This window comes from Rathayibacter sp. AY1A4 (genome assembly GCF_002930955.1).
In the GTDB taxonomy this organism is placed as follows: Bacteria; Actinomycetota; Actinomycetes; order Actinomycetales; family Microbacteriaceae; genus Rathayibacter.
The window spans coordinates 13,055-27,760 of record NZ_PSTN01000014.1 but is presented as its reverse complement, the minus strand read 5'-3'; the positions used below and the strand labels follow the sequence as shown (position 1 = coordinate 27,760).

Here is a 14,706-nt window from a genome sequence, read left to right as displayed (position 1 = left end):
GCACCGCTCACCCGCAGGATTCCGCGATAGGTTCCTGCGGGTGAGTGTCCACATCCGCAGCATCGAGACGGCGGTGCCGACCACGGTCCTGCGCCAGTCCGAGGTGCGCGACCTCTTCGCGTCCCAGCCCGCGATGACCCGGCTCGGGTCCCGCCTGATCGGCGCGGCCTTCGACGCGTCCGGGATCGACACCCGCAGCACGGTGGTCGACGAGCTCGACCGGGTCGAGCGGGAGGGTGCGAGCGTCTTCTACGACGCGGGGAGCGGCCTGGTGCTCGACCCGGGGACGGCGGCGCGCAACGCCGTCTACACCGAGCGCGCTCCCGAGCTCTTCACGGAGGCGGCCCGCCGCGCCCTCGCGTCCGCGTCGATGACGGCCGAGGACGTCACCCACGTGGTGACCGTCTCCTGCACCGGCTTCTACGCTCCGGGGCCTGACTACCAGCTGGTCCGCCGCCTCGGCCTCGCGCCCTCGACGCAGCGCTTCCACCTCGGCTTCATGGGCTGCTACGGCGCCTTCCCCGGCCTGCGCGCCGCCCGCCAGTTCTGCGAGGCCGGCCCGGAGGCGGTCGTCCTCGTCGTCGCGGTCGAGCTGTGCACCATCCACCTCACGAGCTCCAACGACCCGGAGCAGATCGTCGCGACCTCCGTCTTCGCCGACGGCGGTGCGGCGGCCGTCGTCACCGCCCGCGAGGCCGCGCCCGGCGTCCCGGTGCTCGAGCTCGACGCGCTCGCCACGACGCTCACCGACGAGGGCGAGACCGAGATGGCGTGGACGATCGGCGACCACGGCTTCTCGATGCGGCTGAGCACCTACGTGCCCTCGATCATCGGAGCGAACATCGAGGCGGCCGTCGCCCCGCTGCTGGCCGGCGCCGAGGTCGAGCGGAGCGACGTGCAGCGCTGGGCGATCCATCCCGGCGGCCGCAGCATCCTCGACAAGGTGCAGGCCTCGCTCGCCCTCAGCGACGAGCAGCTGGCCCCGTCGCGCGAGGTGCTGCGGACCAACGGCAACATGTCGAGCGCGACCGTCCTCTTCATCCTGCGGCGCCTGCTGCACGGCGAGGCGGCCGACGGCGAGCGAATCGGCGCGATGGCGTTCGGGCCCGGCCTCACCGTCGAGCTCGCGCTGCTCACCAAGCGGGGCGGGGAGTGACTCCGCGAGCCCCTCTCGCGCCGGACCTGCGCCACCGCGAGGTCTCCGAGCAGGAGCTGATGGACGACCCGGACTGCGACCGCACCCTGCTCGACGCCACCTACGCCCGCTTCGGCACCGTGAACCGGCTGGTCTCGGGGTGGCGTGGCCTCTACCGCTCGCGCCTCCGTCCGCTGCTGCGGCCCGACGAGCCGTTCCGCCTGCTCGACATCGGCTCCGGAGGCGGCGACGTCGCCCGCTCCCTCGCCGGCTGGGCCCGCGAGGACGGCCTCCGCCTGGCGATCACCGCCGTCGATCCGGACGAGCGCGCCTCCGCGTTCGCCACGTCCACGCCCGCGCCGCCCGGAGTCGAGTTCCGCCGCGCGAGCAGCGCCGACCTGGTCGCCGAGGGCGAGCACTTCGAGCTGGTGACCTCCAACCACGTGCTGCACCACCTGTCGCCGGAGTCGCTCGCCGACCTGCTCGCCGACAGCGAGCGCCTGGCCCCGCGCGCCCTCCACAACGACATCGAGCGCTCGCGGCTGGCCTACACGGCCTACCTGCTGGCCACGCGACCGATCGCGGCCGGCTCGTTCCTCCACTACGACGGGTCGCTGTCGGTGCGGCGCAGCTTCACCGCCGCCGAGCTGCGGACTGTGGCGCCCGAGGGGTGGCGGGTCGAGCGCGCGGCGCCCTACCGGCTGCTGCTCGCGCGGGGCGAGGTGTGAGGACGCGGCGGAGGGTGAGCGCTTCCGGTCCGCTCTGGCTGCGCGCCGCCGCTGTCAGCTACTCCGCCAACTGCGCCCTCGGCACCGCCGTCGCCACCGGCGCTCTCCGCACGGGCCGCTGGCACTGGATCCATCACGCGCTCTACATCTGCACGTCGACGCTCACCGCTCTGGCCTGGGCGACGCTGCGACGGTCGGACACCCGCGCCGCGTCCGCGCTGGCTCCCGCCGCCGTCCCGCTGGCGGTGATCCCCTTCGCGGGGACGCACGGACGTCGGCACCCGGCGATCGCGCTGGCGGCGGCTCCGTTCGTGCTCGCCGCTCTCGGGCGGACGCGGCGGCCGGCGCGGCGCCGAGGAGTGCTCCAGCGTCTCAGGGCCGGGTCAGCCCTGCGCTGACGCGCCCCGGCTTCTAGCGCGGGGGCTCGACGTCGCGGTCGGGGTCGGAGCGGTACGAGCGCAGCGCCTGCCAGCCGGCGATCGCGAGGATCAGCGCGCCGCAGAGCATCGTCAGCAGGTTCGGCACCGAGAAGCCGCTGCCCACGACCGAGTTGATGCCCGCGCCGAGCACGAACACACCTCCGAGAAGGTAGAAGATGACCCTCGTCTTCACCGTTCCACCGCTTCCCTCGAGCCTGCACAGGACCCTCGATGCTACCGCGCGCGCCCCGGGCCGCCGCCGCTCCCCCCTCTGCGCGATCGATCGGGGCAGGATCGAGGCATGGAGTTCCTCGATGTCGTCCGGCGCCGGAAGACCACCAACGGCGCGTTCCTGCCCGACCCCGTCTCCGAGGAGCACCAGCGGCTCCTGATGGAGGTGGCCGGCCGGGCGCCCTCGCAGCTCAACAGCCAGCCGTGGCGGTTCGTGCTCGTCGAGGAGCGCGAGACGATCGACCGGATCGCCGCGATCAGCGGCGAGAGCATGACCACCGCGATGTCGAACGGCACGTTCTTCGAGCGCTACAAGCCCTACTTCCGCTTCAGCAGCGAGGAGATGGAGCAGCGGCGCGACGGGATGCTGTTCGACAAGCTGCCGGCTCCGCTCCGCCCCTTCACGAAGCAGGTCTTCACGAAGCGCGGGCAGTTCCTGATGAACTCCCTCCGCGTCCCGCAGACGCTCGGTGAGGAGAACCGCCGGCTCGTCGCGGGATCGCCGCTGCTGCTCGGGGTGATGCTCGACCGCTCCGAGTACCGGCCGGGCGAGCTCTCCTCCTTCTACTCGGTGTTCAGCATGGGCGCCGCGATGGAGAACGTCTGGCTGAGCACGGTCGAGCTGGGGATGGGGATCCAGTTCGTGTCGTTCCCGATGGAGGTGCCGGGAGCGTGGGCGCGGATCGAGTCGCTGCTCGCCGTGCCCGACGAGCTGGAGCTGATGGCGGTGTACCGGCTCGGCTACCTGCCTCCGGAGCAGCGGCGGCCGGCGATCGACTGGTCCTCGCACCAGCGGAAGCTGCCGTCGCAGTACGTCTTCCGCGGCACCTGCGCGACTCCGCAGGAGGGGTGGGACGCGCCGGCCGGGCCGTGACGGGATCCTGAGCGGCGCGGCCGGCGGCCGGAGGTGCCCGCGCTCGCTCCCGGGCCGGCCCCGGCCGACGGGAGATCCGCGACGGAGCATCGACTCTCGCTACATGCGTCGGCTAACGTGGCGCCCAGCACGCCCGGCAGTGCTACGTCCCGTCCGCGGGACTGTCAATGGGGGTCCGGCGTGTCTCCCGCCCGATTCCCCGCACCGGGGTCCGAGCGGATACCGTCCCCCGAGGAGCCGTCCGCCAGGGCCGGCCCGATGAACGAAGGGGGCCCGTGGCCACGCTCATCTACGGACCGCAGAACCTCGAGATCGAATTCGAGGAGCGCGTCCTCGCGCACCTGAAGGTCGCCGTCCTCTCGAAGCTGCGCCGCAACGAAGCCTTCTCGCTCTCGTGGATGGAGGACGCCTCCACCGGACACGGCCGGAGCTCCGTCTGGCTGCACCCGTCGGTGCCGCTGCACTTCCGCTTCACCGAGGCGCACCAGCCCAAGCTCAACCGCGCGTGGATCGAGCAGATGCTCAGCGTCGCCAGCATGCACGGCGAGCTCTCGGTCCTGCCGGAGCCCGAGGAGCAGCGCCAGGGCTCCTGAGCTCCGCCGCTCCTGGGCCCCGCTGCCCCCTGATCGCACGGCCGTCAACCCCGTCCCCTCTGCGGGGGACGCGAAGTACCGTCGAGAAGACGTCCCCGGAACCATCGGCGGACGTCGACGGACGGAGACGACCATGACGGACACCGCGCGAGCGACCGGCCTGCCCACCCTCACCCCGGTGCGGACGCTTCGCAAGGAGCAGCCGATCGAGCCGCACCGCGTGCCGGACTCCGTCTCCGTCGGCTCCCAGCCGGTCATCGGCTGCCGGATCGACGTGAGCGGCCGCTCCTTCGTCGTCGAGCTCGACATGGCCGGCATCTTCCTGCGCCAGGTGCGCCGGAGCCTGCGCGAGGGCGAGGGCGGCCTCGTGCTGCTGCGCCACGTCGACGGGATCGAGATGATCCCGTTCTCGCGCGCGACGCCGTTCGACGTCTCGGACATCGTCTGCCCCGAGGGCGTCGAGCCCGCGGACGCCCGCTCGACCCTGGGGCTCCGCGACCGCTGATCCGCGACGGGCGGCGTGCTCCGCCCCGCGCCCGCCGCTGAGCGGGATCAGGCGGGGAGCGACGCCTCGATCAGGTCGACGATCCGCGGGTCGTCGGGCTCGACCGTCGGGCGGAACCGGTGGACCGTGCCGTCGGCCGTGATCAGGAACTTCTCGAAGTTCCACTTCACCCGGCCGGCCTTGCCGTTCTCGTCCTCCGCCTTGGTGAGCTCCGCGTAGAGCGGGTGCGCCGAGCGGCCGTTGACGCGGACCTTCTCGAACATCGGGAAGGTGACCCCCCAGGTCGTCGAGCAGTACGCCTTGATCTTGTCCTCGTCGCTCAGCTCCTGGAGGAACTGGTTGCTCGGGAAGCCGAGGACCGTGAATCCGCGCTCCCCGTAGCTCTTCTGCAGGGCCTCGAGCTTCTCGTACTGCGGGGCGAGGCCGCAGCGGGAGGCGACGTTGACGATCAGCCGCACGGGCGGGTAGTCGGCGAGGGTCGACGTGGTGCCGTCGATCGTGGTGAGGGGGATGTCGGCGATCGTGTCGGGCACGGAGGGCTCCTTCGGACGTGGTGCGTCGACGCTACTCCCCGCCGCCGAGGGAACCCCGAGTCGTGGAGGCGGCTCGCTGCGGGTTCCCGCGACGGTCCGGGGTTCCCTCGGCGCGCGCCTGCCTCCACCATGGGGGGATGGCCGCCTCGCAGCAGATCGTCTCGGTCGGCGGGCGGAGGCTGCGGCTGACGAACCTCGACAAGGTCGTCTACCCGGAGACGGGCTTCACCAAGGCCGACGTGCTCTCCTACTACGCCTCCGTCGCCTCCGCGATGCTGCCCCATCTCGCGCGCCGCCCGGTCACCCGGAAGCGCTGGGTCGACGGAGTGGGCACCGCCGAGCATCCGGGCGAGGTCTTCTTCGAGAAGAACCTCCCCTCCTCCGCCCCCTACTGGCTGAGCCGGACCCGGCTCGCGCACTCGTCGCGCGACGTCGAGTACCCGCTGGTCGACGACGTCGCCGGGCTCACCTGGCTGGCGCAGCAGGCGGCGCTCGAGCTGCACGTCCCGCAGTGGCGGGTGGGCTCCGACGGCGAGCGCCGTCCGCCCGACCGTCTCGTGCTCGACCTCGACCCGGGCGAGGGGGCGGGCCTCGCCGCGTGCGCCGAGGTCGCGTTCCTCGCCCGCGACCTGCTGGAGGGGATGGGGCTGGCTCCGCTGCCGGTGACCAGCGGAAGCAAGGGGATCCACCTCTACTGCCCGCTGGACGCCTCCGCCTCCAGCGACCAGATCTCGGCGGTCGCGCACGAGCTGGCGCGCGCGCTCGAGTCGGACCACCGCGACCTCGTCGTCTCGGACATGAAGAAGACCCTGCGCGAGGGCAAGGTCCTCGTCGACTGGAGCCAGAACAGCGCGGCGAAGACGACCATCGCCCCCTACTCCCTCCGCGGGCGCCTCCGGCCGGCCGCCGCCGCGCCCCGCACGTGGGAGGAGCTGGGCGCCGAGGACCTGCGCCACCTGTCGCCCGACGAGGTGGTGGAGCGGCTGCGGAGCGACGGCGACCTCCTCCGCCCGCTGCTCGCCGTCCGGGGTGCCGGGCTCGAGCCGACCCCGGAGCGGATGGCGGGCTTCGCCGCGACGGACGCCTCCTCCGACCGCCTGGCGACCTACCGCAGCATGCGCGACGCGTCGAAGACGCCGGAGCCGGTGCCCGAGGCGGCGTCCGCGGGCACCTCCTCGGGCGACTCCTTCGTCATCCAGGAGCACCACGCGCGGCGCCTGCACTACGACTTCCGGCTCGAGCACGACGGCGTCCTGGTCAGCTGGGCGGTGCCGAAGGGCCCGCCGCTGGAGGGCGACCCGAACCGGCTCGCGGTGCAGACCGAGGACCACCCCCTCGAGTACGCGACCTTCGAGGGCACGATCCCGGCCGGCGAGTACGGCGGCGGCGAGGTGCGCATCTGGGACGAGGGCACCTACGCGCTCGAGAAGTGGCGCGAGGGGAAGGAGGTGATCGCGGTGCTGACCGGCCGCCCCGACGGCGGGCTCGGCGGCGAGCCCCGTCGCTACGCCCTGCTGCACACGGGCTCGAGGGAGGGCGCCGAGAAGAACTGGCTCCTGCACCTGATGGCGCCGGGTCCCGCTCACGGGCACGGGACGCAGCGACGGGGCAGGGCGGCCGCGTCCGCCGCGTCGCCCGCTCCCCGCCCCGCACCCTCCTCCGACCGCCCGGCCGAGGACTCCGCCCCGCGCCGCCACCGCCCCATGCTCGCCACGGCCGGACGCCGCGGTGACGTGGACCCGGGGGCCGCGATCGAGATGAAGTGGGACGGCTACCGCGCTCTCGTGCGGGTGCAGGGCGGCACCGCGACCCTCACGAGCCGCAACGGCAACGACCTGACCGCGGCGTTCCCCGATCTGCTCGCCCCGCTCGCCGAGGCCGCCGCCGACGCCGTGCTCGACGGCGAGATCGTCGCCCTCGACGCTCGCGGGCGCCCCGACTTCGGTGCCCTGCAGACCCGCGGCGGGCTGACGAAGCCGCGCGAGATCGAGGCGGCCGCCCGGTCCACTCCGGTGCACCTGATGGTCTTCGACCTGCTCGAGCGCGCAGGAGAGGACCTGACCGGGAGCGACTACGACACCCGTCGCTCGGCACTGGTCGAGCTGGTCGCCGAGAACGAGCGCGTGCACGTCCCGTCCGTGTTCGACGGCGACCTGGAGGAGGCGATGGCCACCAGCCGCGCCCTCGGCCTCGAGGGCGTGGTCGCCAAGCGCCGCGACTCGCGCTACCAGGAGGGCAGCCGCTCGCGCGACTGGATCAAGCTCACCCACCACCGGCTGCAGGAGGTCGTGATCGTGGGCTGGCGCGAGGGCGAGGGCGGCCTGCAGGGCTCGGTCGGGGCGCTGCTGACCGCGATCCCCGGCGAGGACGGGCTCGCCTACTCCGGCCGTGTGGGCACCGGCTTCAGCGACCGCGAGCGCCGCGGACTGGTCGACCGCCTGGCCGAGCACGCCACCGAGGAGCCCGCCGTCTCCGTCCCTCCGCTCGAGTCGCGCGGAGTGCACTGGGTGTCGCCCGTCCTGGTCGGCGAGGTCCGCTACCGCGAGCGCACCGCCTCCGGCACCCTCCGCCAGCCGGTCTGGCGCGGCTGGCGCGCCGACAAGGCCGCCGAGGACGTCCGCGTGGAGGAGCCGGGCAGCTGACCCTCCGGTCTTCCGACTGCGAGGCCCGGCATCGCCGCTCGCGCCGCCGATCCGCTGCGGCCCCGGGCACCTCAGTCCAGGCGCACCCCACGCAGCAGGAGGAGGGTCGCGCCGACCGCGGCACCGGTGCCGATGAGGACGCCGCCCGCTCCGGACGCCGCCGCGAGGACGCCGAGGAGGCTGGGCAGGGCGATCAGCCCGAGGCGGTTCCCGGCCAGGCGCAGCGCGAGGGCGCGGCCGTGGCGGTCGGCGGGGGTGCGCTCGATCAGCCAGGACATCGTGATGGGCTGGCCGATCCCGAGGCCCAGGCCGAGGGCGGCGACCGCGACGAAGAGGAGCACGGTCGGCGCGGGCAGGGCGACCAGCACCAGGCAGAGCGCCGAGATCAGGATGCCGCCCACCATCACCCGGGTGCGCCCGAGCCGGGCGGTGGCCGCGCCGAGGAGGAGCCGCGAGGCCATCGACGCGAGCGCGCGCACGGTGAGCAGGGCTCCGACGACGCCGGCCGGGAGCCCGCGCTCGGCGCCGAGGGCGGGGAGGTAGACGACGGTCAGGTCGACGGCGGCGACGACGGTCGCGCTGGTCAGCAGGGCGCGCGCGAGGCCCGGCACCCGGAGGAGACCGAGCGTCGAGCCCGGAGCCGCCGCCCCTTCCGCCGCGGGTCCGCGCGGGGACGGGCTGCGGATCCCCGCCGTCGAGACGAGCAGCAGCACCGCGAGGATCCCGCCCACGAGGAACAGCGGCGCCGGGTCGGGCCGCACCGAGCCGCCCGCGAGCACCGGGATGAATGCGGGCCCGATCGCCTGCCCGAGCGACGCGGCGAACGTGTAGTAGCCGAAGCGGCTGTCGAGCCGCGTCCCTCCGGTGCCGCCCGCGACGACGGTCTGCTGCCCGACCACGCAGCCCAGGTGCCCCGCGCCGAGCAGGGCGATGCCGAGGAGCAGCCCCGCGACGCTCCCGCCCGCCAGGAGCAGCACCGCGGCCGCTCCCACCGCGACGAGCGAGCCGACGGCCATCACGGCCCGGGCGCCGACCCGGTCGACCAGCCCGCCCACCGGCAGCGCGATCAGCAGCGGCACCAGCGCGAACGAGGCGCCGAGCGCCCCGAGCGCCCAGGCCGGCACGTCGAGCCGGATCGCCTGGTAGACGGCGGCCGGCCGGAGCAGGAACGCGACGGCCTGGATGAGCACGGCGTGCGCGAGCAGGGACGGAGTCGCCAGGCGGTTCCGCACGCGCGCTCCTCCCCGCGGCGCTCGGCCGAGCACGCGCTCCCCCATCCTCCTCCCGGTGCCGCCGCCGATTCGCCCTGGCACGCCCGTCCTCCCGCCTCGAGAACGGGCCTTCCGGCTCAGCCCTGCGGCGGCGTCGAGGGGAGCGCGTGCGCGGGAAGGGTGCCGAGGCGGTGCCGGCCGCGGAGGAGGAACCAGGCCAGGCCGATCCCGACGACCGCGGCGATCACGACGACCGCGCTCCAGCGCAGCTCCTCCCCGTAGACCTCGACGCGCGGCCACGCGAGGTCGACCGTCATCGCCGCGCCCCAGAGCACCGCGACGACGTTCACCGGCAGGCCCCCGCGGCCGAGCGAGAAGCGCCCGGGCGCGGCTGCGGGCCACCGGCCGCGGAGCCGGGCGATCAGCAGCGGCACCGTCACCAGCAGGTAGGCGAGGTAGATCAGGATGACCGCCACGCTCGTCACGGCCGTGAAGATCGCCGGCGTCCCGATGTTCACGACCAGGATCAGTACCGCGAGCACCCCCACGACCAGCGCCGGCGCCACCGGGGTCCCGCGCCGCGGGTCGACGCGGGCGAGCACGCGGCTGCCGGGCAGGGCGTTGTCGCGGGCCATCGCGAAGATCAGTCGGATGGCCGCCGTGTGCACCGCCAGCGCGCACACCGTGATCGCGACGACCACGCAGAGCAGGAGGACCGTTCCGAGGGGGGCCCCGAGCACCTGCAGCACGATCCGCTGCAGCCCGCCCGACGCCTGCCCGAGCGCCGGGTCGGCGAGGTCGGGCGCCGAGAGGATGCCCAGGAGCAGGATGAGGCCGCCGAGGACGAAGGAGGCGGTCACCGCCCGCAGGATCGCCGTCGGCGCGGTCCGGCGCGGGTCGACCGTCTCCTCGCCGAGCGAGCCCGCGGTGTCGAACCCGTACATCACGTACGCCGACGCGATCGCGGCGATGAGGAACGCGCCGGCGTACCCGCCCGGCGTGCTCCCGCCGTAGTCGCTGGTGTCGAGCAGCACGGTCGGCGGATGCACCACGTTCACCGCGAGCACCGCCACCAGCAGCACCGCCGCGACGAGCTCGATCAGCACGCCGACGCTGTTGATCCGGGCCATCAGGCGCACGCCGCGCGCGTTGACCGCGGTGGTGAACGCGATCAGCAGCGCTCCCCAGACCACCGCGCTCACCCCCGCGGAGCCGCCGAGCTGGAACCCGCTCCAGATCTGCGGGAGCGTCGCCTGGTACGCCAGCACGACGGCCGCGAGCGTGACCACGGACGCGGTGGCCATCAGCCAGCCCGCCAGCCAGCTCACCGTCGGCCCGGCGAGGCGCTTGCTCCAGTTGTAGACGGAGCCGGCGACCGGGTAGCGGGCGGCGAGCTCGGCGAAGCACAGGGCCACCATGAGCTGCCCGGCGAACACGATCGGCCAGGACCACCAGTAGGCGGGACCGCCGAGAGCGAAGCCGAAGGAGAAGAGCTGGAACGTGCCGGTCAGGATCGAGATGTAGCTCACGCCCGCGGCGAAGCTGCCGAAGCGGCCGATGCCGCGGGTGAGGGAGGGGCGGTACCCGAACTCAGCGGTCCCGTCGTCGACGTCCTCGGTGGTGCTCATCGGGCTCCCCCTCGCGGGCGCGCTCGTCGCACCGAGGTCAGGATGCCAGCCGCCGCCCGGCCGCACGACTCCCCCGTCCCGGGCGTCCGTCAGCGGGTGCTCAGCGCTCGCCCCGCTCCCGGTGCACAGGACTCGGGCGGCCCCCGCGGACGGGAGCGGCGTCAGCCGTGCGCCGCGAGCCGGGTGCGCTGGGGCACCAGGAGCTCGAGCAGCTCCTCGACCCCGTCGACCCGCTGCGGCTCGACCGGGTGCCCGGGTCCGCACGGCTTGTAGGCGGGCGGATCCACGTTCAGGACGTGCCCGACGGGCCGCCCCTTCTCCCAGACCGTGAGGAGGAAGGCGCCGTCCCGCTCGTCGGGGGCACCGATCTCGAAGACCCGGCCGCGCACGATGGCGCACTGCGGCTCCTTGCGCGCGAGGCGCACCCAGAAGGGATGGTCTCCGGTCATGGTGTCCGTCCTCCCCGGCCGACCCGCGGCCGTGCCCGTAGCGGTCGACCGGTGATCGTGTCGTCGGCGACCCGCAGGGCCACGGTACGTCCGCCTCCCCTCAGCCGATCAGGGGGTTCACTGCGGAGCCTCGCAGTGGTAGCGGACGCCGGTCGCATCCGGGTCCGGGTCCGGGTCCGGGTCCGGGTCCGGGTCCGGGTCCGGGTCCGCACCACGGGAACCACTCACTGCTCGTAGGAGTCCTCGTAGTCGGCACCACTGGTCAGCTCGCCGTCGCCGGGCTGCACGGGATGCTCGCCGGTGAGCGCGTCGATCCGCTCGCGCAGCCGTGCCACCTCCGCCGCGTTGTCCGGCTCGGGCAGGTCGCTCGGCGTGGTCTCGACGATGAGGGCGGCCGCGGCGTTCACGAGGAAGGTGGCGTCGACCGTCCCGCCGTCCGCGCCGATCCCCGTGTACTCGACGGTGTCGGCCGCGCCTTTCGCGGCGAGGGCGACGGCGTACTCGACGAGCGCGTCGGCCGCCTCGTCCCCCACGAGGATCGTCTTGTCGGCGAAGAGGATGTGCTTCATGCCGTCCATGCTCGGCAGCGCCGGCTGCGTGGAGGGAGGAGGTTGACAGAGGACCGCCGCTGACGGAAGACCTGGACAGATCGAGCAGAGAATGGCAGGCCGGGTTGTCGGATCCCTCCGGTCTGCGGAAGGGTGGTGGCAACGGCGGGCGCCTGCCGGCCGGAGATCAGGGGCTGGAGACGCCGATGGGGAAGCTGCACTACGACGGGACCGTCGAGATCGATTTCGAGGACCGCGTGCTCGCGCACCTGCAGATCGTCATCACCGCGAAGCTGCGCCGCAACGAGTCGTTCCTGCTCAGCTGGCGCGACGACCACAGCATGGGCGACGGCCGCAGCGCGATCTGGATCCACCCCTCCCACGCGCTCCGCTACAAGTACTTCGGCGGCCGGATGCCCCGCATCAACCCCGCCTGGATCTCCGCGCTCACCGACCTCGCGAACTCCGCGGGCGGGCTGTACGTGATCTCGGAGCCCGCCGAACCGGTGCGTCCTCCGGCGAAGGGCGATCAGCTGTGAAGCGCATCGACCTGATCTACAACGGCACCGCCTACACGGTCAACAACAGGAGCCTCGACGAGTTCCGCGCCGAGGTCGAGGCCGCCCTCGCCTCTCCGACGCCGCAATGGCTGACGGTCAACTACGGCGAGGGACGCGCGAACCCGGCGCTCCTCCTCATCACGCCGTACACCCCGCTGTCGATCATCACGAACGACTTCGACGAGCTCAACGCAGAGCACGAGTAGCGGCGGACCTCGGGGAGGTCAACCACGTCGTCCGGTCGATCCGCGCCCCGTACCGTCGTGCAGGACCTCGTCGACGTCGTGCGCGGACCCCGCACGGCGACACCCGATCGACACCGCCCGCGCCCCGGCGCGCAGAACAACGGCCGCGGACACCCGGCCAGGAGCCGTGATGACAGATCCCGCCTTCGCCGTCCTCGACGACCTCATCGCCGCCCTCGAGCGTCCCGGCTCGATCGACCCCGGCCTGAGCCGCTCCGTCGCCGTGCAGGCCGCCGTCCTCCGGCTCCCGCCGCCCCGCACCATGCACCGTCCGCGCCCGACGAGCCGCTTCACGGGCCGTCGCCTCGTGCGCCCGGGCAGCGCAGCCAGGCGGGCCCCCGCGCGTCACCGCGTCGTGGTCCCCGCCGGTCCGGCGGAGCGTCGCTCCGAGCGGAGCCGACGGCTAAAATGGGCGCGGTGACCGACTCCGACGCTCTCTGCGACCCGTATCTGCGCGGGTATCCGATCGACGGCGTCGCGATCTCCACGCTCGGCAGCCCCTTCGGCGGCGAGACCGTCGCCGCGAGCGACAGCACCGCGAGCCGGCTGGACGAGATCCAGATCGACCTCGGCGAGGGCCCGTGCTGGGAGGCGATCCGCGCTGCCGGCCCCGTCTCGGTGCCGGACACCGGCGCGGAGGAGCGCTGGCCGCTCTTCACCGAGGCGATCGGCCCCACGGCGGTGCGCGCGGTCTTCGCCTTCCCGCTCTCGATCGCGGGGCTCTCGATCGGCGCGGTCGACCTCTACTCCCGCCGCCCCACGTCGCTCAGCGACTCCCTCCTCGGCCGGATCAGCGCCTCGACCACCGCGACGGCGCTGCTGGTGCTGGCCGCGGTGCTGCGCGACAACGAGGTCGAGGAGAGCACGAATCCGCGCTCGCGACGCGTGGTGCACCAGGCGACCGGCATGATCATCGCGCGCTACGGCAGCACGGCCGAGGAGGCGCAGCTGCTGCTGCGCGCCCACGCCTTCGCCCAGCAGCGCTCCGTCGTCGATGTCGCCTCCGGCATCGTGGCCCGGCACGACGGGTTCCCCGACCGCCCTCTCACCGCCCAGGACGACACATGGTGACGAACTCCCGCGAGCGCAGCGTCATCCAGACGTTCGTCGCCCTCTCCGACACACTGGTCGACGACTACGACGTCGTCGACTTCACCCAGACCCTCGTGGAGAGCAGCGCGACCCTCTTCGACGCCGTCTCGGCGGGGCTCGTCCTCGCCGACTCCACCGGCTCCCTCGAGGTGCTCGCCTCCACGGACGAGGACACCCGGCTGATCGAGCTGCTTCAGCTCGACAGCGGGTCGGGCCCGTGCATCCAGTGCTCCGAGACCGGGCGGCCGGTGATCGTCGAGGACGCCCGCGCCGTGGGCGAGGAGTGGGCGGAGTTCCGGACGCTGGCGGTCGAGCTCGACGTGCTCTCGGCGCACTGCGTGCCGATGCGCTCGGCGGGGACGACGATCGGCTCCCTCAACCTCTTCCAGGCCCGGCCGGGGCGGCTCGATCCTGACGACATCGCGGTCGTGCAGGCGTTCGCCGACGTCGCGACGATCGGGATCCTGCATCAGCGCGCGCTCCAGCAGAGCACGGTCACCCAGGAGCAGCTGCAGCACGCCCTCGACAGCCGGGTGCTGATCGAGCAGGCGAAGGGGATCCTCGCCTACGCCCACCGCACCACGGTCGAGCAGGCCTTCGAGGTGCTGCGGGTCCGCGCGCGAGCGACGTCGACCCCGATCACGACGCTCGCCCAGGAGATCATCCGCGACTACCGGCGCTGACGCTCCGCGCCCACGGAGCAGGAGCGGGGCGCATCCGCGCCGGCGGCGCCGCGGCTCGGAGCTCAGTACTCGTTCTCGAGCTCCCACGTCGCGCGGGGGTCGACGTCCGAGGCGGGCACCGGACCGCCCGCGCCGTCGAGCGCGTCGAGGCGCGCGAGGATCTCGGCGCTCGACTCCGCCGCTGCGCTACCGGTCCCTGCGACCACCAGGGGGACGCCGAGCCCGATGGTGAGCGTCACGACGGAGGAGGGGGCCGAGTCGTCGGCGACGCTGACCGTGCTCATCCGGTGCTGCTGCGCGAGCGCGAGCGAGTAGCGGACGACGGCGTCGGCGGTCGCGTCGTCGAGGGAGAGGGAGCCTCCGGTGTGGAAGAGCGTCGTCATGGTCAAGTCCTCGCAGGGCAGGCGGATGGGCATGGTTCCGTCACCGGGGGCCAGGATGCGGTGCGTTCACGCTACGCCCCGGGCGCTCGCGGGTGCAGGTCTTGCGCCGAGGCGTGCCCCTGTCGCATGGTTCGCTCCCGACGCCGGAGCAATTCCACCATGGCTCTGAGGCGGCTCACATGTTAACGTGAACACACGCGTCGGTCCCCTCGGCTCGACGCATCCCTCCCCTGAAGGAAAGGTCTCG

The 14,706-nt window shown here is 73.5% G+C and carries 19 protein-coding genes; 12 read left to right on the top strand and 7 right to left on the bottom strand.

What is annotated here, in order from left to right; genetic code table 11:
• The first annotated feature begins 40 nt into the window (after positions 1 to 40).
• From C5B92_RS09885 to C5B92_RS09875, 3 genes are read left to right on the top strand one after another with little or no spacing between them, the layout of a single operon-like run.
• A complete protein-coding gene (locus C5B92_RS09885) occupies positions 41 to 1,156 on the top strand; it encodes a type III polyketide synthase (RefSeq protein WP_104256040.1) in 1,116 nt (371 codons plus the stop codon).
• Positions 1,153 to 1,863 (top strand): class I SAM-dependent methyltransferase, encoded by a 711-nt coding sequence (locus C5B92_RS09880; protein WP_258061332.1) that lies wholly within the window; start codon positions 1,153 to 1,155, stop codon positions 1,861 to 1,863. Before C5B92_RS09885 ends, C5B92_RS09880 begins: the two co-directional genes overlap by 4 nt.
• A 14-nt stretch (positions 1,864 to 1,877) precedes the next feature.
• A complete protein-coding gene (locus tag C5B92_RS09875) occupies positions 1,878 to 2,261 on the top strand; it encodes a hypothetical protein (protein ID WP_104247377.1) in 384 nt (127 codons plus the stop codon).
• A 13-nt stretch (positions 2,262 to 2,274) separates the two neighbouring features.
• Here the strand turns inward: C5B92_RS09875 and C5B92_RS09870 are convergent, their stop codons facing one another.
• On the bottom strand, positions 2,275 to 2,475 hold the full coding sequence (locus C5B92_RS09870; protein WP_104223776.1) for a hypothetical protein: 201 nt from the start codon (positions 2,473 to 2,475) through the stop codon (positions 2,275 to 2,277).
• A gap of 108 nt (positions 2,476 to 2,583) precedes the next feature.
• Here C5B92_RS09870 and C5B92_RS09865 point away from each other — a divergent pair, with 108 nt between their 5' ends.
• The 3 genes from C5B92_RS09865 (at position 2,584) to C5B92_RS09855 (ending at position 4,485) form a co-directional block, all read left to right on the top strand.
• Positions 2,584 to 3,387, top strand: a complete 804-nt coding sequence (locus C5B92_RS09865; protein ID WP_104256039.1) for a nitroreductase family protein — start codon at positions 2,584 to 2,586, stop codon at positions 3,385 to 3,387.
• Positions 3,388 to 3,662: 275 nt separating this feature from the next.
• Positions 3,663 to 3,980 (top strand): hypothetical protein, encoded by a 318-nt coding sequence (locus C5B92_RS09860; protein ID WP_244229547.1) that lies wholly within the window; start codon positions 3,663 to 3,665, stop codon positions 3,978 to 3,980.
• 133 nt (positions 3,981 to 4,113) lie between these two features.
• A complete protein-coding gene (locus C5B92_RS09855; RefSeq protein WP_104256562.1) occupies positions 4,114 to 4,485 on the top strand; it encodes a hypothetical protein in 372 nt (123 codons plus the stop codon).
• Positions 4,486 to 4,532: 47 nt separating this feature from the next.
• On the opposite strand, the gene C5B92_RS09850 is transcribed toward C5B92_RS09855, so the two are convergent.
• Complete coding sequence (locus C5B92_RS09850) at positions 4,533 to 5,018, bottom strand: glutathione peroxidase (RefSeq protein ID WP_244229546.1); 486 nt, start codon at positions 5,016 to 5,018, stop codon at positions 4,533 to 4,535.
• A 137-nt stretch (positions 5,019 to 5,155) separates the two neighbouring features.
• On the opposite strand from C5B92_RS09850, the gene C5B92_RS09845 reads away from it, so the two are divergent.
• Positions 5,156 to 7,660, top strand: coding sequence for an ATP-dependent DNA ligase (locus C5B92_RS09845; protein ID WP_104256561.1), 2,505 nt, complete (start codon positions 5,156 to 5,158; stop codon positions 7,658 to 7,660).
• Between the two features lie 71 nt (positions 7,661 to 7,731).
• Here C5B92_RS09845 and C5B92_RS09840 read toward each other — a convergent pair whose 3' ends face one another.
• From C5B92_RS09840 to C5B92_RS09825, 4 genes are all read right to left on the bottom strand, one after another.
• A complete protein-coding gene (locus C5B92_RS09840; protein WP_258061331.1) occupies positions 7,732 to 8,892 on the bottom strand; it encodes an MFS transporter in 1,161 nt (386 codons plus the stop codon).
• Between the two features lie 116 nt (positions 8,893 to 9,008).
• Entirely contained in the window at positions 9,009 to 10,499 is a 1,491-nt protein-coding gene (locus C5B92_RS09835; protein WP_104256559.1) for an APC family permease, read from the bottom strand.
• A gap of 161 nt (positions 10,500 to 10,660) precedes the next feature.
• Complete coding sequence (locus C5B92_RS09830) at positions 10,661 to 10,948, bottom strand: hypothetical protein (protein WP_104223782.1); 288 nt, start codon at positions 10,946 to 10,948, stop codon at positions 10,661 to 10,663.
• 224 nt (positions 10,949 to 11,172) lie between these two features.
• A complete protein-coding gene (locus C5B92_RS09825; protein ID WP_104226802.1) occupies positions 11,173 to 11,517 on the bottom strand; it encodes a hypothetical protein in 345 nt (114 codons plus the stop codon).
• A 185-nt stretch (positions 11,518 to 11,702) separates the two neighbouring features.
• Between C5B92_RS09825 and C5B92_RS09820 the strand changes: the two genes are divergently transcribed.
• From C5B92_RS09820 to C5B92_RS09800, 5 genes are all read left to right on the top strand, one after another.
• On the top strand, positions 11,703 to 12,035 hold the full coding sequence (locus tag C5B92_RS09820) for an ATP-dependent DNA ligase (RefSeq protein WP_104223784.1): 333 nt from the start codon (positions 11,703 to 11,705) through the stop codon (positions 12,033 to 12,035).
• Positions 12,032 to 12,262: a hypothetical protein gene (locus tag C5B92_RS09815; protein ID WP_104250777.1), complete on the top strand. Its 231-nt coding sequence runs from the start codon at positions 12,032 to 12,034 to the stop codon at positions 12,260 to 12,262. Before C5B92_RS09820 ends, C5B92_RS09815 begins: the two co-directional genes overlap by 4 nt.
• A gap of 169 nt (positions 12,263 to 12,431) precedes the next feature.
• A complete protein-coding gene (locus tag C5B92_RS09810) occupies positions 12,432 to 12,722 on the top strand; it encodes a hypothetical protein (RefSeq protein ID WP_104350354.1) in 291 nt (96 codons plus the stop codon).
• On the top strand, positions 12,719 to 13,372 hold the full coding sequence (locus tag C5B92_RS09805) for a GAF and ANTAR domain-containing protein (RefSeq protein ID WP_104351715.1): 654 nt from the start codon (positions 12,719 to 12,721) through the stop codon (positions 13,370 to 13,372). Before C5B92_RS09810 ends, C5B92_RS09805 begins: the two co-directional genes overlap by 4 nt.
• On the top strand, positions 13,366 to 14,076 hold the full coding sequence (locus tag C5B92_RS09800; RefSeq protein WP_104256558.1) for a GAF and ANTAR domain-containing protein: 711 nt from the start codon (positions 13,366 to 13,368) through the stop codon (positions 14,074 to 14,076). The genes C5B92_RS09805 and C5B92_RS09800 overlap by 7 nt, the downstream gene beginning before the upstream one ends.
• A gap of 62 nt (positions 14,077 to 14,138) precedes the next feature.
• On the opposite strand, the gene C5B92_RS09795 is transcribed toward C5B92_RS09800, so the two are convergent.
• Positions 14,139 to 14,459 carry a hypothetical protein gene (locus C5B92_RS09795; protein ID WP_104256557.1) on the bottom strand — a complete coding sequence of 107 codons (321 nt, stop codon included), beginning with the start codon at positions 14,457 to 14,459 and terminating at the stop codon, positions 14,139 to 14,141.
• Positions 14,460 to 14,706: the final 247 nt, after the last annotated feature.